This window comes from Devosia litorisediminis (assembly GCF_018334155.1).
In the GTDB taxonomy this organism is placed as follows: domain Bacteria; phylum Pseudomonadota; class Alphaproteobacteria; order Rhizobiales; family Devosiaceae; genus Devosia; species Devosia litorisediminis.
On the sequence record NZ_JAGXTP010000002.1, the window covers coordinates 178,706 to 196,798 of the forward strand.

Consider the following 18,093-nt stretch of genomic DNA (forward strand, 5'->3'; position numbering starts at 1 on the left):
AATAAAAAGTCCGCACCGGGAATAGAGCATTCGGCTGCAAAGGAAAAGACGCTTGTACCGGTTTTGCGACTGATCCTTTTCCGCGATAGGCGCGTATAACCTCTTGCCAGACCGCGCCTGGGGCAAGGCGGGGGATGGGCCACTGCCCGGAGGTCCGCTATACCATGACGATGACACAGACGCCGTCCCAGGACATCGCTGATCTGATTTCGCGCTGCGCCCTGCGCGACCGCGCTGCCTTCCGCACTCTTTATGAGCGGACCAGCGCGAAACTTTTTGGCGTCACCCTGCGTATCTTGAAGGACCGATCAGAAGCCGAGGAGGCCATTCAGGAAGTCTATGTGAAGATCTGGCAACGCGCCGATCGTTACGTGGCAGGCAATACCAGCCCCATTAGCTGGCTCGTTGCCGTGGCACGCAATCACGCACTGGATATTCTGCGGGCCCGTCGCCCGGTTTCTGACGATATCGATGTGGCGCTGGAAATTCCCGATGCTGGTCCCTCTCCCGAGCGGGCCACGCAGGACAACCAGGAAAGAGCCCAGATCGAACAATGTCTGGGCACGCTCGAACCTGATCGTGCCGATGCGGTGCGCGGTGCCTATCTTGATGGCTATAGCTATGAGGAACTGGCGAGCCGTCATACCGTGCCTTTGAACACGATGCGGACCTGGCTGCGCCGGAGTCTGATCAAACTGAAAGATTGCCTGAGCGCATGAGCACAGATGACCACATCAAGGATGGCGAGGACCGCAACGCCCTGGTGGCCGAGTATGTGCTCGGCCTTCTCTCCAGCGGCGAACACGAGCGCGTCGGTCGCCTGATCGAAAACGACCAGAGCCTGCGTGCCGAACGCGACTTCTGGGTGTCGCGCTTTGCCGCGCTCAACGAGGAATACGAAGAAACCCCCGTTCCCGGCCACATCTACGCCGCTATCGAAGCACGCGCCTTTGGCGACGTGGTCAAGGCACGTCCGACGGCCAGCTTCTGGGAGAGCCTGATGGTGTGGCGTTCAATTGCTGCCGGCGCCCTTGCGGTTGCCGTGGCTGCCGTGGGCTTCAATCTGATGCAGCCTGCCAGCGACGTTTCAAGTCTGACCACGCAACTGGTCGCCGCGCTCGAGGAAGAAGGCAGCGCCGTCAAGTTTGTCGCTCTCTATGATGGCAGCGGCAATGTTCGGCTCACTGCGCTTTCGGGCGACGCTGTCCCGAACAAGGATTTCGAGCTCTGGGCCATTCAGGGTGGCAACAACCCCATCTCCATGGGCGTCATTCCCGTCGATCAGCGGAGTGCCGTGGAGATCTCTCCTGACGTGATGGCCGGTTGGGGCGAAGGGTCTGTACTGGCTATTACCCTCGAGGAGGCCGGTGGCTCGCCAGATGGCAATCCGCATGGTCCCATAGTGGCCAAGGGTGCCGTTACGAGAATATAGTTTTCTTGGATCACTAGAAAATAAGAATATTTGTGATCGAAAAAAGTACTGCCGTTGATCCTAAATTGGTCGACGGCAGTTTTGTTTGTACCGGTAAACATAGTGGTTTCAGGTGCGTCGAAGAAAATTTCAAACTATTTTCCGATTTCGCGAAACAATCTGAAACTTATCCGGAAAACCGTCCGTTCCTCCACATGTCCCAAGCGAACTGGGAACGAAACACAGGAAGGAACGACCCAATGAACTTCTCTCTCCGCGCACTTACCGTCGCTACCATGCTCTCCGCTGCCTCGATCGGTGGTGCAATGGCCCAGGACAACCCAATGGTTGGCGGCGCCGCCATGTATGCCGACAAGAACATCGTCGAAAACGCCGTGAACTCGGCTGACCACACCACGCTGGTTGCAGCCGTACAGGCCGCTGGCCTGGTTGAGACCCTCTCCGGCGAAGGCCCATTCACTGTGCTGGCCCCCGTCAATGCCGCTTTTGACGCCCTGCCAGCCGGTACCGTCGAAACCCTGCTCAAGCCAGAAAACAAGGACACCCTTGCAACCATTCTGGCGTGCCATGTGATCCCCGCCAAGGCCCTGTCCACCGACATCGTTGGCATGGTTGAAGCCGATGGCGGCGAACACGTTGTGGACACCGTTGGTGGCTGCAAGTTGACGCTGAAGGCTGAAAATGGCGGCGTGACCGTCACCGACGAAAACGGCACCGTGGCCAACGTCACCGTTGCCGACGTCATCCAGTCCAACGGCGTCATCCACGTCATCGACGCTGTGCTGACCCCAGCCTCGGCTATGTAACCAATCATGGGGCCACTGCGAATGGCCCCATGAGAGAGGCTGCCGGCGTGCAGTCTCTCACCAAATCTTGACGTGCCACTGTCTTGCCCAAGAACGTATAGTGCACGTCAATACGCCCCGCGCCGCTGCCCGCACTCCCTCCTGCGGTCCCGGGCGCGGGGCAATCTCGTAAAGGAGAACTGTCATGGCTATGAACCGACGTAATCTTCTGGGTGGCACCGCCATCGCCGCCTTCGGCGCCTTTTTCGGCCTGCGCTCCATGGGCTCTACCCAGGCCGCAGAAGGCGAGTTCCCCTACCAGCTCAGCGATGAGGAATGGCGCGCCAAGCTATCGCCTAGCGCCTATGACGTGCTCCGCCACGAAGGCACCGAGCGCCCCTTTACCTCGCCCCTTAATGACGAGAAACGCACTGGCACCTTCGTGTGCGCCGGCTGTGCACAGCCGCTCTTTGCCTCCGAAACCAAGTATGACAGCCGCACCGGCTGGCCCAGCTTTTATACCTTCATTGAAGGCGCCATTGGCACCTCGGTGGACCAGAGCCTGTTCATGACCCGCACCGAAGTGCATTGCTCCAATTGCGGTGGTCATCAAGGTCACGTGTTTGAGGACGGACCGCAGCCAACCGGTTTGCGCTACTGCATCAATGGCGTTTCGCTCGACTTCGTGCCCGCCTAGTGGAACGATTTGGCTCCTGAGCGGTTGGAAATTCCAGCAAAAGGAGACCAACCATGAGCAAGAGCATTACCGAACAGGTCGAGCACGATTTGGCCCAGGTCGAAAAGATGAGCGCTGGCGGTCACCTCGGGGGCACCGAGTTTGGTCAGGCCCCGGGCGAAGCCAAGGTCAAACATCCCGACCAGGGCAAGACCCGTCCCCGTTCGGACAAGTAGTCCCGCCTATTTCTAATCCTCCCCACTTCGGCCGATGCAGGCATTGCCTTGCGTCGGCCGAAGGCGTTTAAGGGTGGTCTCCTTCAGTGATGCCACCACCCATGAAACTGACCATTATCCAGACCGGTGAAGTGCCCGCGCCGCTGCGCTCCCGCTTCGTTCCGTATCGCCAGATGTTCGAGGCCATGTTCGATCGAACAGGGCAGGGCTTCGAGTACCAGACCATCAACATCGCCGATGGCGAACCGTTTCCCCATCTTGATCGCCTTGAAGGCGTTGTCATCACCGGCTCGGCCGCCGGTGTTTATGACAAGCTGGCCTGGCTCGATCCGTTGCGCGATTTCATCCGCAAGGGCTATCAGCAACGCACGCCCATGCTCGGGGTCTGCTTTGGTCATCAGATCATGGCGGATGCGCTTGGTGGCGAAGTGCGCAAATCGCACAAGGGCTGGGGCCTGGGGCGCCACACCTATGCCGTGACCGAGCGGCCCCGCTATATGCAGGCCGCCCCGGCCAGTCTGGCCATCGCCTGTTCGCATCAGGATCAGGTCATCACCCCGCCAGCCAATGCCGAAGTCATTCTGGCGTCAGCGTTCACGCCCAATGCCGGGCTGGCATATGGCAATGGCGCAGCGCTCAGCCTGCAGCCGCATCCCGAATTTGACGATGCCTATGCGGTCGCGCTGGCCGAACTGCGCCGTGGCAATGTGCCTGACGAGCTGGTCGACACCGCAGTCTCGTCCATCGCTACTCCATCGGACAGCGCTCAGACTGCCGACTACATCGCCCGGTTCTTCAAGAAAAGCTGATCAGCTTTCCAGCAGCATGGCGATTTCGGTGCGCAGTTCCTTCAGGCCCACATCCTTGACCGACGAGGTCAGGATCACATGCGGATGTGCTGCGGGTCGCTTGGCGATGGCCGCCTGGGTCTTGGCGATGACCTTTTCAAGCTCTTCCTTGGTCGGCTTGTCCGACTTGGTCAGCACCACCTGATAGCTCACCGCGGTGCTGTCGAGTTCGTTCATCACCACCAGATCGTTTTCCTTGGGGCCATGGCGGCCATCGACCAACACATAGACGCGGCGCAGCGTAGCGCGGCCGGTGAGATAGCGATGCACCAGTCGGGTCCATTTGCGCACCTTGTCCTCGGGCGCGCGGGCATAGCCATATCCGGGCATATCGACAATGCGCAGGTTCTCGCTCTGGCTCTCAAAGATATTGAGCTCCTGCGTGCGGCCCGGGGTGTTGGACGTGCGCGCTAGGCCCGACACACCGCACAGCGCGTTGATCAGGCTCGACTTGCCCACATTGGAGCGGCCGGCGAACGAGATTTCCACCCGGTCCATTTCGGGCAGATCGGCAATGCTGACGCAGCCTTTGACGAACAGGAACGGCCGCGCAAACAGCAGCCGGCCGCGTTCAATCATTTCAGGCGCGTAATCAATAGTGCTCATGGTGCTGCTGCCTTCAAAACAATTTGCCCGCCGGAGGGTCCCGGCGGGCATTTAGCATGGCTGATCGGTTGTGGCGATCAGGGTTTGGTCGGTTCATTCGCCTTGGGCTTGCGCTTGAAGGCGTCCAGAATATTGCCAAGCAGATTCACCTCGGCGCCATGGCGCTTCATGATGAAGTACTGCTGGGTCACGCTCAGCGTGTTGTTCCAGGCCCAGTAGATCACCAGACCAGCGGGGAAGGTGCCCAGCATGAAGGTGAAGATCACCGGCATCCAGTTGAAGATCATCGCCTGGGTTGGGTCGGGTGGCGGCGGGTTCAGCTTCATCTGCACCCACATGGTCAGGCCCATGATCACGGGCCATACGCCCAGATGCAGGAAGCCGCCTACCACTGGCAGAATCGTCGGGTCCCAGGGGATCAGGCCGAACAGCGTGAAGATATTGGTTGGATCGGGTGCTGCCAGATCGCGGATCCAGCCGAAGAACGGCGCATGGCGCATGTCCAGGCTGATAAAGATCACCGTGTAGAGTGCGAAGAACACAGGGATCTGGATCAAAACCGGCCAGCAGCCACTGAGCGGGTTGATCTTTTCTTTCTTGTACAGCTCCATCATGGCCTGCTGCTGGGCCGGACGGTCATCCTTCAGGCGTTCCTGAATGGATTTCATTTCCGGCTGCACGCGGCGCATGGCGGCCATCGATGCATAAGAGCGGCTGGCCAGTGGGAAGAACACGGCCTTGACGATCACCGTCACCGCCATCACGGCCAGGCCGAAATTGCCGATAATGCCATTGAGGAACGTCAGCAGATAGTACATCGGCTTGGTCAGGAAGCTGAACCAGCCCCAGTCGATCAGCAGGTCGATGCGGTCAAAACCGTATTCCTGCTGGTAGCGATTGATGACCGCTTCTTCCTTGGCGCCGGCAAACAGATAGCTCTCATTGGTGGCCGTTGCGCCTGCAGCAACCACAACCGGCGTCGTTTCCACGAAGCTGGTCTGGTAGTCGTCATAGGCGCCGGTATTCTTCCACGAGAACAGGGCATTGATATCGGTATTGGGCTTGGGCAGCGCAGCGGTTGCCCAGTACTTGTCCGAAAAGCCAAGCCAGCCCGAGGTGTTGTCGAAGCGAACCTGCTGGTCCTTCTGCATGTCGCTATATTTCTTGGACACCATGTTGTTGGAGCCCAGAACGCCATGCGGGCCTTCGTGCTGGATGAAGAAATTGGCCACCTGGGGCGTGCCATGACGGGCAACGCGCGCATAGGGGAACAGCGCGATATCGCCCGAGCTGTTGTTCTCCACCGACTGGGTGACGGTGAACAGGTAGTATTCGTCGACCGCAAAGGTGCGACGGAAAGTCAGGCCATCGCCATTGTCCCAGCGCAGCGTGATCGGGCTTGATGCATTGAGCGTGGTGGCGTTGCCTTCAACGCTCCACACGCTCTTGCTGTCGGGCACGGTGACTGCAGCACCTGCAGCGGGAACCCAGCCCTGTTCAGCAAAATAGGCATTGGGGGCGCCCGCCGGGGTCAGCAGGGTGATGATCGGCGACTCCGGATCAACCGTCTCGCGATACTGCTTGAGTTCGAGATCGTCGAGCCGCGCACCGGTCAGGTTGATCGAGCCGTGCAGATCGGGCGTGTCGATGACAACGCGATCCGTTGCGGCAATCGCTGCGGCGCGATCGGTATAAAATGCAGTGCCGTCAGCGGCCACGGTGCCGGGTGTGCCTGCAGCAACGGCAGTTGCATTGGGCGTGGCAAGGGCTGCTTCGCTCTGGGCCTGTTCAGCCGCGATCTGTGCCTGCTGCTGTGCCCGCTCCAATTGCGGGCCGGCAATAAAGAACTGCCAGCCAAACAGCACGATCATGCTGAGCACGATAGCCAGGATGACATTGCGATTATCGGTCATTGTTTTTGTTTCCGTGGGCCGCGGCCGGAAGAGTTGCGCTGATCAGTCGATCTGGGAGCGTGCACACGCACGATCAAGGCACCCAGATCGGCAACCAGCTTGGCAAAGGGTTCGCTCAGCGCTTCGCGCCGTCCGACCAGCACATAGTCGTGGGCGGGCACAAAGTCACGCGCGCATGCTGTCACAGCCGCGCGTAAGCGACGTTTTATACGGTTTCTTTCGGGGGAATTGCCCGTCTTCTTGGTGACGGTAAACCCGATTCCCGGTTCCGGCGTGGGCGCGGCGACAGCCTGCAGCCCAAACGCAGAGCGCCCGGCGCGATTGCCCCGGGCAGCCCTTTGAAACTGGGAGCGCTTGGTGAGCCGACGCAGGGCGTCAGGCTTGGGCGCTACGGCCGTCATCCGGCCAAGCGGCCTTAGGCCGTGAGCTTCTTGCGACCGTCGCGACGGCGCTTATTGATGATCGCACGACCGTCCTTGGTGGCCATACGGGCACGGAAACCGTGGCGGCGGGCACGCACGAGCTGAGACGGCTGATAAGTACGTTTCATGACATCAAACCGCGCGGGGCGCGGTTCCTCTAGATTGCTGCTCTTGAGCAAGAATATCGGACACACATGGAGCGCGGGGCGCCCACGGTGCGGGTTGGTGGCGTCTATAGGGAAAACTGGACCCCAAGTCAACGCGCCTAGCGACACTTCCCAGCCAGTCTTGCCCCGTTGTTTTCACATCCGGATCGCCCCATAAGACCTTTATAGAGCACTTCATGCCGTTGGCGGACATGGTCGATATACTCAAACCTGATCTCTGCATCATCGGTGCAGGCGCGCTTGGCATATCTCTGGCGATCGATGCGCGGGCGCGCAACCTCAGCGTCGTGCTGGTGCAAAGACCAGGCGATGAGCCCGGCAATGCGGCGCGGGACGAGGCTGTCAGGGCAGCCTTTATGGCCAGTGCCGCGCGCGCTCACGCCATGCGTACCGCATCCGCGCTGGGACTCAAGGACACCGATCCCAAACCCAGCTTTCGCGCCATCGGCGAGCGCGCCAGCGCCATAGCTGACGCTGTTGCGCCCCAGACCGCGCCCGACCGTCTGGCCGCGCTGGGCGTTATCCTGCGCGATGAGCCCGCGGCGTTTTCTGATCGGCAGACCTTGCGGGTGGGCACCACGCTGGTTCGTGCTGGCCAGTTTGTGCTGGCCACCGGCAGCCACCCAACTACGCCGGATCTGCCCGGACACGACAAGGTCCAGAGTTTCAACCCCGACACCATTCTGGCCAATATGCGCAAGCTGAGCCATCTGGTGGTCATCGGTGGCGATGCCACGGCGCTCGAACTGGCCCAGGCCTATCGCCGTCTCGGCTCGGATGTGACCGTCGTGCCCCATGGCCCCTTGCTGGAAGGCTTTGATCCCGAGCCTGTCGCGATTTTGCTGCGCAGCCTGCGTCAGGAGGGTGTGGCTATCCTCGATGGCGCCAGCGTCACCGCTATTCTGCCCCGCAGTCAGGGCACCGGCATTGCCATTGCCCATGCCGATGGCAGCCTCGACACGCTCGATGTTTCCCACATTCTGTTGGCCTTCGGGCGCGTACCGGATCTCGGTCCCGAATTGCTGGAGCAGGCCCGTCTCAAACGCGATCCTGCGCGTCCCGATTTCCTGCAGCTTTCCCCTCAAGGCCAGACATCCAATGGCCGGGTCACCGCCATCGGTGGCGCGGCTGGCATATATGATGCTCAGAGCGCCCTGCGACAGGCCGCTATCGTCCTGCAGCGGGCCACCGGCGCAGCCGCTGGCCGCATCAATCCGCTGCTGGTGCCGCACAGCGTCAATACGAGCCCCGCCATTGCCCAGATCGGCCTGGTCGAGACAGCCAATGGCCTGCGACCCGGTCAAATGGTGTTGCGCGCAAATGCCAGCGAAACCACGGCAGCCCGCGCTAGTGCTGATCTGCCGGGCAATACCAAGCTGATCACCACAAGCGATGGCACTATCCTGGGCGCTGCCATGATTGGCGCGCATAGCAGCGAAACTATCGCCATGCTCGCACTGGCGCTCGAGCGCGGCATGGGCGCGGCAGACCTGGCTGGCCTGCTGCTGCCACCAGCCAGCCCCGCCGCTCAACTGGTTGATCTGGGGCGCCAGTTCATCGCTCAGCATCGCCCCTCCGACTGGGCCCGACGCCGGGCAGCCCTGCGGCGTTTGCTCCCCTGAAATGCGCAGCCACGGGGCTTACGCACTGCTCAGCTTCGCCTATAGTATTGCCGATGACAGCCAGAAGCAGCGCTTTGCCCAGCCGGTTTGCCGGCCTCTCGATCAAACTCATCGCCACTATCAGCGCGGTGATACTTCTGGTCGAGGTCGTGGTCTATCTGCCCTCGCTCGCCACCTACCGTGCCAACTGGCTCGATGACCGCCTGCGCGTGGGTGTTGTCGGGGCCCGGGTGCTCGATGCCGTGCCCGATGTCATGGCCCTGCCGCGCAACCTGACCGACAGGCTGCTGACCTCGGCAGGTGCCTATGCCATTGTCTATCGCCGCGAGGGCCAGAGCCAGCTGATCGAGCTGGCCAATCCGGTAACCCCCGAAACCGTTGTTACCGCCGATATGCGCCAGCGCGATCTGCCCACCCTGATCATGGGTGCGCTCGACACCATGCTGGCCGGCCCCGGTCGCACGCTGCGCATTGTCGGTCCCGGCGACCTCGACCAGACCATGGTCGAGCTGTTGATGCCCGAGCGTCCCCTGCGTCAGGAGATGTTCGACTATTCCCGCCAAGTGGTCATTCTCTCGCTGGTACTGGCCATCCTGACAGCCATGGCGCTCTATCTGCTGGCCAGCTACCTGTTCATCCACCCGGTCCGGCGGCTGACCGAAAACATGCTTGCCTTCCGCCAGGCGCCCGAAAATGGCAGCCTGATCATCACCCCATCGGCACGACGCGACGAGATCGGCATTGCCGAGCGCGAGCTCGCCGCCATGGAGCAGGACATTTTCACCCTGCTGCGCCAGCGGCGACATCTGGCCGATCTGGGGCTGGCGGTCGCCAAGATCAACCACGATCTGCGCAATACGCTGACCTCGGCCCAATTGCTCTCCGATCAGGTGGCCACGCTCGACGATCCAAAGGTGCAGCGTCTGGCGCCGCGTCTGGTCACCACGCTGGACCGCGCCATCGGTTTTGCCCAGTCCGTGCTCGATTATGGCCGTGAGACATCGGTCCCGCCCGTGCTTGCGCCCACCCCGATCAGACCCCTGGTGGACGAGGCGGCCTTTGACGCCCGGCTCTCGGGGCACCCTGCCATTACCTTTTCCAATGCCATCCCCGACACCCTGGTGCTCAGTGTCGATAGCGGCCAGTTGGGCCGGGTGCTGCTCAACCTGCTCAAGAACGCTCGTGAAGCGCTCGAGGCGGCCGGTGCCAAGGTGAGCGACCCCACGGTCACTCTGTCGCAGGTCACCGGTGATCAGGGCATCACCTTGTCGGTGGCCGATAACGGCCCCGGCTTGCCGCCGCGGGCGCGCGACAATCTGTTTGTGGCCTTTGAGGGCTCCGCGCGCGCCGGTGGCACGGGGCTCGGGCTGGCCATTGCCCGCGAAATCGCCGAGGCCCATGGCGGCCATCTCAGCTTTGTTGACCAGCCCGTTGGGACCCGCTTTGATCTGTTCCTGCCGCGCAGTTTGCTGGTGAAAAACTAGCGCGCAGAGAAAAACTGTCATCTGCGCTTGCCAAGCTCCAAACGCCCCTGTATGGGTTGCGCCGCTTCAGGCAGACAGGCGTTCTCGCCGTTTCCTGAAACCGCCGTGACAAACGGCCGTGCGCGCCCTTAGCTCAGCTGGATAGAGCACCAGACTACGAATCTGGGGGTCAGGAGTTCGAATCTCTTAGGGCGCGCCACTTCTGTACAAAACTGTGAACACCATTTGCAGAAAAAGTTCCTTCGATAATCGAGCGGTGCAGGTTGTGTGTGCTGCCGATGATCAAGATCCTTTTGTCGCCCACAATAACCCGTCCCACCACAGTGCGAAGGTAGTTGCGCCGCAAAGCGGGATCGCCGTAGCTGAGCTTGTCCTTTAGGGTTCGGGAGAAGGCTGCGACCTTCTCAGAGTGTATTTGGCCCAGTGGCGCGGCCTTTGCGAGGATACGTTTGATCGTTGAATCCAGCTTGGTTTTTTGAGTGCGCAGGTTTTGGATCCGAGCTGAAAGCCCCTCGTCAATACCAAGGCCTCCCGTTTCAGCGAGCTGATATAGGTTGTTGATTGCCGCCTCGACCTTTGAGCGCTCTGACCTTAGGTCGTTGAGACGAGTGTCGACATTGCCTGCGAACTCCGTGCGTCGAGCAATTAATTTTTGGAGCAGCCGGTCAATGCGATCAGGCGGCAATATTCGGTTTAGCACAGCTTCGAGGATTATACTGTCGAGGTAGGGCATCGCTACGCGGTTTCCCTTGCAGACGCTCGTGCCTTTCTGAGCACGATTGGCGCATGCATAGTAGGTGTAAACTTTGCCGCTCTTGGAGGTCCCCGTGGACATGGTCATTCCGCCACCACAGTGCTCGCAAGTGGCTAGTCCAGTGAGTAAAACGGGGCCCGTGACCACACGGGGAGGCGTAACCCTCGGATTATGGTCCGAAAGCTTCTGCTGGGCCGCCTCAAACTGAGTTTGCTTAATGATTGGTGGCACTGCGAACTCAATGATTTCATCCTTTGGATGCTTGCCACCGCGGGCAGAATTGCGGATAGAGTATCGCCCCCGCCCGGTGTAAATTGGATTTGTCAGAAGCTTGTGGGTCGGACCCACGCTGAACTTACTGCCCTTTCTGGTCTGATATCCGTGACGGTTGAGCCAGGCTGCAACCGCAGTCACGCCTAGCGGTGGTGTTCCTGTTGTGACATCGCCGTTAAGGTAGAGGTCAAAGATTAGACGGACGGTGTCCGCTTCCACTTCATCGATTGCCAGCACTTTCTTGATCTTGGCGCCTCGCTGCTCGGCAGCAACAGCTTTGTAGCCGAGCGGTGGAGGTGAGCCGTTCCAGAAACCTTGCTGCGCATTCTCGCGCATCGCCCGAGTGACGTTTTTTGCGTTCTCAACGGAGACGTGCTGGTCGAACAATGCCAGCATCTGTCGAACTAGCTGTTGCGTTGGATCCGAGCCGGAAGGCTGGGTGGCGGAAACCAGATCGACGCCAACTTCAAGCATGCGCTTTGCGGCAGTCTCCATCCCGATCAAGTCGCGGTATAATCGGCTATAGGAGTGCACAATGATGGCGTCGAAGGGGCGTTCTGAACTGCATGCAAGGTCGAGCATGCGCGTGAGCTCTGTCCGGGTCGGGTTCGTCCCTGATGCGCCTGCATCGACAAACACGCTAACAATTTCCCAGTTGCGCGATTTACAAAACGCTTCGATTTGATGCTGCTGGCTGGGAAGTGAAACTTCCCCATCCGCCTGTCGAACGGTGCTGACGCGAAGATAAGCCGCGACTCGCATCGGCTTGGAAGAGGTCAATTCAGCCTGGAGGGCCGTTCCGAGGTTCGATAGATCCATCGCCGCTTGCTCACTCAACTCGTTGTACCGTCAGTACCCTCACTCACCTTGATGAAAACGCAAACCGCTGGTTTTCTGCCTCCACAGGTACGAGCATTTCTATACTTAACGCCTCCAGCGTGACGGGTTTGCCGCTTCAGATACGGGGATGGCCTTGCGATTGGGGTGAACGTCGTCATTCAACTGACGGCTTTGCGAAAGTCTCAGCGTCACATTTTTCCATACCTTTTAGATCACCCGAAGTCCGTCCACCTCTTCCTTTCTCAAATGCCGCTGTGCTGGTTCACGACCCGCTAATGCTGGGTCGTGAGGGGACATGTGGCACCGCTGCGCTGCGCGCGCATTGGAGAATGGAGCCTTGAGGTGGCCTTGACCCCGCAGCAGGCCACTTACGCCTGCGGCGTTGCTCCAGCTCCGATGGAGCTGGTGGGGGTGATTGTTTGTGGCCTGCTGCGGCGTCAACCTCGGGCTCGAGCGTCTGAATGAGATTCCAGATTGTCCCATTGAGCCTGACCCCATCTTCTTTGCTCCCTTTCTTGCTGTCCCAAGAAAAAGGACGCCCTTTGGCGGCCACTTGGCGTCTGGTAACCCCGAGACCGCTTGGTCGAGCGGAGTTACCTGTCGCCGGCAAGACCGGGCCTCGATGGGGCCGGTCTTGCCTCTCTTGTGACTAGCGGCGCGCTGAGATGCGCAGGTTTGGCGCAAACTTTGGCGGCTTGGCCAAAAGGCGGAAGCCAAGCCAGGGGAAGATCACGCTGAGCATGCCGGCATTGTAGCGCAGGTAGGGTTTGACCTTGTCGGGGCTGGTCAGCAGCGTGTTGAGGCGGGCCGCATTCCCCGGGGTGAGGGCCTGCTGCACGCATGGGAAGGTCTGGTGGACCTGCACCACCAGGGGCGACCAGTGCAACGCGCTCTGCGCGCCCAGTAGCGTGGTCAGTCGCCGTTGCAGCTTGGGCGCGATCATCGCTCGGTTTTCGGGGCGGGCCTTGCTGTAGTGCTCCGAGGCGCTGAGGAACGCCATCACGGCGTCCAGTTGCAGGGACTTGGCGCTGGCGGGCTCCATGCCGCTGATACTATTGGAGATGCGGCGCCACTCTGCCGAGACCAGCCGCAGGTCCAGGTTCTTGGTGGCGACGTCGCGCAGCATGCGCAGCTCAGGTCCGAACGCGTCCTCGGCCTTGTTGGACAAGGCTTGCTGATAGCGCTGGACCCCTTCGGCCTTGCGGCGCTGCGGATCCATCAGGATGACGTCGATGCCGACGAGATTCTTGTCCCAGGTGTTGTGGATAGCTAGCTGGCTAGCCAGGCGCGGCAATAGCTGCAGTTCCTGCAGCTGGAACTGGTACTGCCCCTTTGAAGCGGCGATGGAAGCGTCATCGATCGCAAAGATCCGCCCTCCTGTGGTCAGGTGCAGGTCGCAAAAGGCCTGGCGGCTCAAGCGCGAGAGGTCCGCGGCGTCGGTGAGCCAGACATGGTGGCACGCATTGGCGCGATAGAAATCGTTGCGATCCTGGATCGTGCTGATCGGCAGGGTCGCCAGTTGCAGATCGAAGGTGATCCGCTTGCCATCGAGGACCGCGCTGACATCTGGCACCCGATAGGTGCCATCTTCAGCAGTGATGCGCTTTTCGATCTGCACATCGCTGAAGCGCGGATCTGAGCGCAGGCAAGCTGCCAGTGCGAGCTTGAGAGCGTGGTGGTTAATCCCTTCCTGCTGGCCAGCAAACTGCACCGCGCCCACATCGTGGACGCCGCCCTTGGTGCGCAGCGAGCACGCTGGAGCGCTCTCGATGAAGGCGTGTTTGAAATAGGCGCCGCGACCATCAGCGGGCACTGTGGCAGATGCCGGGTGCTTTGGCAGCGAGAGGGGCTCCCCGCACTCAATGCAGACAAAGCGCGGCGCCGCCGTTTCCTTGGAAGATGTCACCTCATCGCGAAGGATTGCCAGCCCAGAAACGGTCAGGGGATCAAGCACACTCTGGGTGGTGCGCAGCTGCTTGCCAGCGGGCAGGCTGGTGTCGATTACCTGTGTGATGCTGCGGCTGCTGCTGTAGCCAGCATTGTGGATGTGAGTGTTGTTGGTGGTGGCGTTGATATTGGTGTTGGTCATGATTCAGTTCCTTGTTGTTGGATTGGGTGGGCTGTTCAGAAAAAGAGAGTTCAGTTGAGGATGGGGCGCGCCGAGGCGGCCTCAGCCGCGTCGAGGGCCTTGTTGAGCTTGCGTAGACTGGTGATCCGGCCTGAGCGCACCGCCTTGGCCAGGGGCGCGACCAGTTCTGGCTCCAGGCCGCGGCGCTCGATTTCACCGGCAGCGATCTTGGCGATGTCGCCGGCGGTGAGCTTGGGCAGCCGGATCACCTGGCAGCGATCGAGGAACGGCTTGGAGAGCCGGTTCAAATCGTTGACCAGAATGATCCAGTTGATGAACCGCATGTCCAAAGTGGCCTGGGTGTAGTGGTCCAGATGCGCTTTGGCGGTGGTGGCTTCGAGCAGTCCCACCAGGCTTTCGCTGGGTTTGGGATGGGCGTTGCGGCCATGGTTTTGCAGCTTGTCGAGCTCGTCGAGCGCCACAAAGGGATTGGCGATCCGTGAAGCAGACATGGCCTGCATGATCTCGCTGGGCCGCGAATGCGACCAACTGGAATCCTGCCCCAAAATTGGGGTCAGCGTGTTCATGGTGGCGCAGTCCAGATAGATCAGTGGCAAGCCGCTGGCATTGCCCAACTCATGCACAAAGCGGGTCTTGCCTGCCCCGGGCTCAGACTCGATCACGATCGGGCGGAAATGCAGCCATCGCGCGCCCTGCCTGATCTTGAGCTGCGCATTGACGCGCATGGCCTCAATGGCTGGGGCAAAGTTGGGCGACTTGGCAAAGAGGGCTGCCGCCATCTCATCGACGGCATGCGGCGTGGATGGCCCAGCCAGCAGCTTTGTCTCGGACAGGCCCACCAGCAGGTTCTGGACAGCATGGCTGTCGTCCCGGCTCGTGCGCGGCGCTGCTCGTGATCCTTGGTCTTTCTCGGACACAAGCTTGATGGTCGTGGTGTCCCACCCCTCCAGCGCGATGCAGCGCGGTTTTTGGAACTGGGTGCGATCGATCATTTCCAGGAACGCCAGGCTTTGCTCGGGCCAGGGTCCAAAACGGTCCTCGTCCTCCAGGCGATCGAATGGATTTTTTGCGGTATTCAACATTTTCTCGGAATCCAGGGCGAGCGGGGCTGTGGCACGTTCAGTGCGCAAGCCGGCTCGATGAGCGGAATCGATCACGCAGGGGCCCAGGCTCGAGCCATCAGCTCGAGATCAAGGTCCAGGCGTTGATCGAGGCGGGTGGGGGAGCGCTAAAGCGCGCGGCCTACCAGGCAGGCGTCGCGAAACGCAGCGACGCCGGGCCACCCAAAGGATCCAGAAATGTCAGGGAAGGTGTTGCGGCGAATCCGATCGCGCGCGTAGATGAAATCAGCCATGTGGCTTCTCCTGTTACTGCAGGTGCGGCTACCTGGTCAGGCCGTCAGTCCGGTTGCACCCGGGCTGTCGGCCGCCTTGCTAGGCAGCCACGGATTCCGGGATGGAATCCTGAGACGACAGTGCCTTAACCCAACCAGCTCGTCATCACGGTTCGTTAATAATGGTTAACAGGATGCTGAATCCGACCGGAATGAAGCTTCGGAGAATTTCGAAAATGGCGGGTGATCAAGCAGAGCGGTGATACCAGGGGCACTCACTCAAAGCAAAGCAGACGTTTCAGGTGTGCTGCTTCGTCGAGTTGCAAAAAATGAGAGTGTAGCAGACGTCAGCTATGCGCCCCGTTTTGGACATTCGAGCCCTAGATCCTAAGCCCTAGAAGCAGCCGTTCAGCATTTCAACGAAAGGATTTTGCTTTTCCGCTCGGGCCGTAGGACAAATCTATCAAGATGGCAGAGAGGTACTAAATGCTAACCCGCCGCCATCCGAACCCTCCGCGTTGCGAGGAGAAGTATAATCGATAGATTTAGAGATATTTCGCCAGCTGAGAAGTCAATTCAGCTCATCGGGCTTGAAATCATCGTCGGATTGCAGCCCGTATTTCTCAATGGCCTCGGAATTCGTAGCTTTCCACTGGGCTTGGCCTTTTTCGCAATTAACCTGATCATTTGTGTGGACGGTTTTAGGACTGGTCGCCTCCGCGGCTTCTGGGCCACCTGGGCAATCGTTTCGGTTGCGGGCCTAGTTGCCCTAGGCATGGCCACCCCGTTAGATGCCCTACTAATTCTCTGGTAATGGTGCCAACCGTGCCTTGGCAATTTCTGCCCTGAAATCCCGAAGGTTAAACGCCGGCTTTGCCGGTCCAGTGCCCAAAACCGGACAGTCCCCTTCCCACCCCGTTGTTGCCATTTCCGCCACGTGAGCGGACAGACCGCATTTAGGAAATCCCACCGGCCACTTGGATGGCGGGAATGGGGCGCATTGCTGACCGACCGCTGCCGGGTCGAGGCTGTGTGAAAACTCGGCCCGGGAAATTGCCGGCGGAAAACCATTCCTCGCGGCATTCGAAGACACGGTTTTCGCGCGTCGAAATGCCAACTGAATCTGCCCGACGGCCCTTTCGACCCCCTAGAAACCCGCGCCACGCGATGTTCCGTAGAATTTCGTTCTATCGACTTTTGGCTGCGCCGTGTTTTCACACAGTCTCGGCTCCGTTCCGGCCGTTCACCGCTAATCGGGGTATTCCCGATAGTTGCCATTCGCAACAAGGCCATTCCGCTTTCCGCCCAGCCATCCATTGGGGTTTAAGGGCTCTACCAAGCGACAGAGCAGTCACGAACCTGCCGCTCCTACGCTTTGTCGAAGCTCTGATCAAACGGCAGAGTGTCTGCGCGGCCCGGAGGTCGCGCATGTTTGGCTACTTGAATGCAAAACCGAGCTGCTCAAGATATCCGCGCAGTTTGTCCCGGTTTTTGAGCGCTGAAGCGTTGGCAACGCGTTCGCTTGATTTTATGGACCAATCAACCAAAGGCATGCCCTGTTCCTGCTGAAAGGTGCGCATGACGGCGTTATAGCTGGCGACGTTTTCGGCGGTTTGAGATCCATCAAATGTTTCGGTGTGATGCACGGCGCGTTGAGCCAAGCGCGGCTTCACCGAGGCAGGACGCTCTGGATCTTCGCGGCCAACCGTCAGGCCGAAGATTGCGAACATGCCGGGTGGCAACCCAAGCTCCGCTGATACTTCGAGCGGATTGCTGCGCATGGAGCCAATGTAGCACGTTCCATAGCCGAGCGACTCCAGGGTCACCACAGCGTTCTGGGCAGCAAGGGTTACATCCACCGATCCGGTCAAAAATAGCTCGAGATATTCAAGGCCGTCGGCGCTGTGTGCCTCGATCTCGGTTATGCGGCGCAGCCGTGCAAGATCAACAACCCAGACCATGAGCAGCGGAGCGGCGTAAATGTGCTTCTGGTTGTTGCACAGGTCGGCCAGACGCGCCTTTCGCGCCGGGTCGGTCACCGTGATGACGCTCCAAAGCTGAAGATTGGACGATGAGGGAGCAGATTGTGCCGCTGCTATGGCACACGAAACAGCCTCAGCTTCGACGGCATCGGGCAGGTAGGATCGCACCGTACGGTGGTTGAGCATTGTCTCGATTGCCGGATGACCTGAGCGGGGCGCAACGCCGCCATTCTCTCTATAGCGCTGTGTCATCAGAGCCGTGATGCGCTCCTGATCGACCATGTTCCTGGCTGCGTCGTCCTTGGCTGCGTCAAAGTTGGCTTCAGGCACATTGCCCTCCTCAGATTGGTCCGTCTGGTTGCATTCTCGAAAATCGTCAGTGTGTCGGCGGCGCTTTGGTCAGTATATATTTCTGCACGATTTCGCTGGCTTTTCGTGGCAATCGTACTGATCGTCGCCTCATGACGGCGTCACAAACTCTGGTATTACAAGCTATTACCGAATCTCGCATCGCCCTTTTAGCGCCAAATCGCAAATTTTGAAATGTCGTTGCATTTTGTTCGTATCCCTCTATAATGCCCTCTAGAGGAAATAGTCAAAGTCAAAATTTGGCACCCAGACATCCATCGAT

The 18,093-nt window shown here is 59.9% G+C and carries 17 protein-coding genes and 1 tRNA gene; 9 read left to right on the forward strand and 9 right to left on the reverse strand.

What is annotated here, in order from left to right; all coding sequences use genetic code 11:
- Window positions 1-164: 164 nt before the first annotated feature.
- The 6 genes from KD146_RS13700 to KD146_RS13725 all read left to right on the forward strand — a co-directional run bounded on the left by KD146_RS13700 (window position 165) and on the right by KD146_RS13725 (window position 3,938).
- Window positions 165-719 (forward strand): sigma-70 family RNA polymerase sigma factor, encoded by a 555-nt coding sequence (locus KD146_RS13700; protein WP_249327869.1) that lies wholly within the window; start codon window positions 165-167, stop codon window positions 717-719.
- Entirely contained in the window at window positions 716-1,432 is a 717-nt protein-coding gene (locus KD146_RS13705; protein WP_212659391.1) for an anti-sigma factor, read from the forward strand. The genes KD146_RS13700 and KD146_RS13705 overlap by 4 nt, the downstream gene beginning before the upstream one ends.
- A 275-nt stretch (window positions 1,433-1,707) precedes the next feature.
- Window positions 1,708-2,238 (forward strand): fasciclin domain-containing protein, encoded by a 531-nt coding sequence (locus KD146_RS13710; protein ID WP_249327893.1) that lies wholly within the window; start codon window positions 1,708-1,710, stop codon window positions 2,236-2,238.
- Window positions 2,239-2,428: 190 nt separating this feature from the next.
- Window positions 2,429-2,914 (forward strand): peptide-methionine (R)-S-oxide reductase MsrB, encoded by a 486-nt coding sequence (gene msrB / locus KD146_RS13715; protein ID WP_212659638.1) that lies wholly within the window; start codon window positions 2,429-2,431, stop codon window positions 2,912-2,914.
- Window positions 2,915-2,967: 53 nt separating this feature from the next.
- Window positions 2,968-3,129 (forward strand): hypothetical protein, encoded by a 162-nt coding sequence (locus KD146_RS13720; protein WP_212659393.1) that lies wholly within the window; start codon window positions 2,968-2,970, stop codon window positions 3,127-3,129.
- Between the two features lie 101 nt (window positions 3,130-3,230).
- A complete protein-coding gene (locus KD146_RS13725; RefSeq protein WP_249327870.1) occupies window positions 3,231-3,938 on the forward strand; it encodes a type 1 glutamine amidotransferase in 708 nt (235 codons plus the stop codon).
- Here KD146_RS13725 and yihA read toward each other — a convergent pair whose 3' ends face one another.
- From yihA to rpmH, 4 genes are all read right to left on the reverse strand, one after another.
- Window positions 3,939-4,583, reverse strand: coding sequence for a ribosome biogenesis GTP-binding protein YihA/YsxC (gene yihA, locus KD146_RS13730; RefSeq protein WP_212659394.1), 645 nt, complete (start codon window positions 4,581-4,583; stop codon window positions 3,939-3,941).
- Between the two features lie 77 nt (window positions 4,584-4,660).
- Entirely contained in the window at window positions 4,661-6,496 is a 1,836-nt protein-coding gene (gene yidC / locus KD146_RS13735) for a membrane protein insertase YidC (protein ID WP_212659395.1), read from the reverse strand.
- Complete coding sequence (rnpA, locus tag KD146_RS13740) at window positions 6,493-6,897, reverse strand: ribonuclease P protein component (RefSeq protein ID WP_212659396.1); 405 nt, start codon at window positions 6,895-6,897, stop codon at window positions 6,493-6,495. Before rnpA ends, yidC begins: the two co-directional genes overlap by 4 nt.
- 14 nt (window positions 6,898-6,911) lie before the next feature.
- Entirely contained in the window at window positions 6,912-7,046 is a 135-nt protein-coding gene (rpmH, locus tag KD146_RS13745; RefSeq protein ID WP_046136922.1) for a 50S ribosomal protein L34, read from the reverse strand.
- A gap of 215 nt (window positions 7,047-7,261) precedes the next feature.
- Between rpmH and KD146_RS13750 the strand changes: the two genes are divergently transcribed.
- The 3 genes from KD146_RS13750 to KD146_RS13760 all read left to right on the forward strand — a co-directional run bounded on the left by KD146_RS13750 (window position 7,262) and on the right by KD146_RS13760 (window position 10,390).
- On the forward strand, window positions 7,262-8,707 hold the full coding sequence (locus tag KD146_RS13750) for an FAD-dependent oxidoreductase (protein WP_212659397.1): 1,446 nt from the start codon (window positions 7,262-7,264) through the stop codon (window positions 8,705-8,707).
- A gap of 53 nt (window positions 8,708-8,760) precedes the next feature.
- Window positions 8,761-10,191, forward strand: coding sequence for a sensor histidine kinase (locus tag KD146_RS13755; RefSeq protein ID WP_212659398.1), 1,431 nt, complete (start codon window positions 8,761-8,763; stop codon window positions 10,189-10,191).
- A gap of 122 nt (window positions 10,192-10,313) precedes the next feature.
- A tRNA-Arg gene (locus KD146_RS13760) sits at window positions 10,314-10,390 on the forward strand.
- On the opposite strand, the gene KD146_RS13765 is transcribed toward KD146_RS13760, so the two are convergent.
- The 5 genes from KD146_RS13765 to KD146_RS13780 all read right to left on the reverse strand — a co-directional run bounded on the left by KD146_RS13765 (window position 10,361) and on the right by KD146_RS13780 (window position 17,792).
- Window positions 10,361-12,055: a recombinase family protein gene (locus KD146_RS13765; protein WP_212659399.1), complete on the reverse strand. Its 1,695-nt coding sequence runs from the start codon at window positions 12,053-12,055 to the stop codon at window positions 10,361-10,363. The two genes, KD146_RS13760 and KD146_RS13765, sit on opposite strands and share 30 nt — an antisense overlap.
- A gap of 652 nt (window positions 12,056-12,707) precedes the next feature.
- Window positions 12,708-14,147 carry a DUF6035 family protein gene (locus KD146_RS13770; protein ID WP_212659400.1) on the reverse strand — a complete coding sequence of 480 codons (1,440 nt, stop codon included), beginning with the start codon at window positions 14,145-14,147 and terminating at the stop codon, window positions 12,708-12,710.
- 50 nt (window positions 14,148-14,197) lie between these two features.
- Window positions 14,198-15,229 (reverse strand): AAA family ATPase, encoded by a 1,032-nt coding sequence (locus KD146_RS13775; protein ID WP_212659401.1) that lies wholly within the window; start codon window positions 15,227-15,229, stop codon window positions 14,198-14,200.
- A 146-nt stretch (window positions 15,230-15,375) separates the two neighbouring features.
- Entirely contained in the window at window positions 15,376-15,501 is a 126-nt protein-coding gene (locus KD146_RS18380) for a hypothetical protein (RefSeq protein ID WP_269368755.1), read from the reverse strand.
- A gap of 1,415 nt (window positions 15,502-16,916) precedes the next feature.
- Window positions 16,917-17,792, reverse strand: a complete 876-nt coding sequence (locus KD146_RS13780) for an NADPH-dependent oxidoreductase (RefSeq protein ID WP_212659402.1) — start codon at window positions 17,790-17,792, stop codon at window positions 16,917-16,919.
- Window positions 17,793-18,093: the final 301 nt, after the last annotated feature.

Coding starts and splice junctions, on each gene's coding strand:
- KD146_RS13705 (WP_212659391.1), top strand. CDS start 716: ATGAGCACAGATGACCACATCAAGGATGGCGAGGACCGCAACGCCCTG.
- KD146_RS13750 (WP_212659397.1), top strand. CDS start 7,262: ATGCCGTTGGCGGACATGGTCGATATACTCAAACCTGATCTCTGCATC.
- KD146_RS18380 (WP_269368755.1), bottom strand. CDS start 15,501: ATGGCTGATTTCATCTACGCGCGCGATCGGATTCGCCGCAACACCTTC.
- yidC (WP_212659395.1), bottom strand. CDS start 6,496: ATGACCGATAATCGCAATGTCATCCTGGCTATCGTGCTCAGCATGATC.
- rnpA (WP_212659396.1), bottom strand. CDS start 6,897: ATGACGGCCGTAGCGCCCAAGCCTGACGCCCTGCGTCGGCTCACCAAG.
- KD146_RS13710 (WP_249327893.1), top strand. CDS start 1,708: ATGCTCTCCGCTGCCTCGATCGGTGGTGCAATGGCCCAGGACAACCCA.
- KD146_RS13700 (WP_249327869.1), top strand. CDS start 165: ATGACGATGACACAGACGCCGTCCCAGGACATCGCTGATCTGATTTCG.
- KD146_RS13725 (WP_249327870.1), top strand. CDS start 3,231: ATGAAACTGACCATTATCCAGACCGGTGAAGTGCCCGCGCCGCTGCGC.
- KD146_RS13720 (WP_212659393.1), top strand. CDS start 2,968: ATGAGCAAGAGCATTACCGAACAGGTCGAGCACGATTTGGCCCAGGTC.
- KD146_RS13775 (WP_212659401.1), bottom strand. CDS start 15,229: ATGTTGAATACCGCAAAAAATCCATTCGATCGCCTGGAGGACGAGGAC.
- KD146_RS13770 (WP_212659400.1), bottom strand. CDS start 14,147: ATGACCAACACCAATATCAACGCCACCACCAACAACACTCACATCCAC.
- yihA (WP_212659394.1), bottom strand. CDS start 4,583: ATGAGCACTATTGATTACGCGCCTGAAATGATTGAACGCGGCCGGCTG.
- msrB (WP_212659638.1), top strand. CDS start 2,429: ATGAACCGACGTAATCTTCTGGGTGGCACCGCCATCGCCGCCTTCGGC.
- rpmH (WP_046136922.1), bottom strand. CDS start 7,046: ATGAAACGTACTTATCAGCCGTCTCAGCTCGTGCGTGCCCGCCGCCAC.
- KD146_RS13755 (WP_212659398.1), top strand. CDS start 8,761: ATGACAGCCAGAAGCAGCGCTTTGCCCAGCCGGTTTGCCGGCCTCTCG.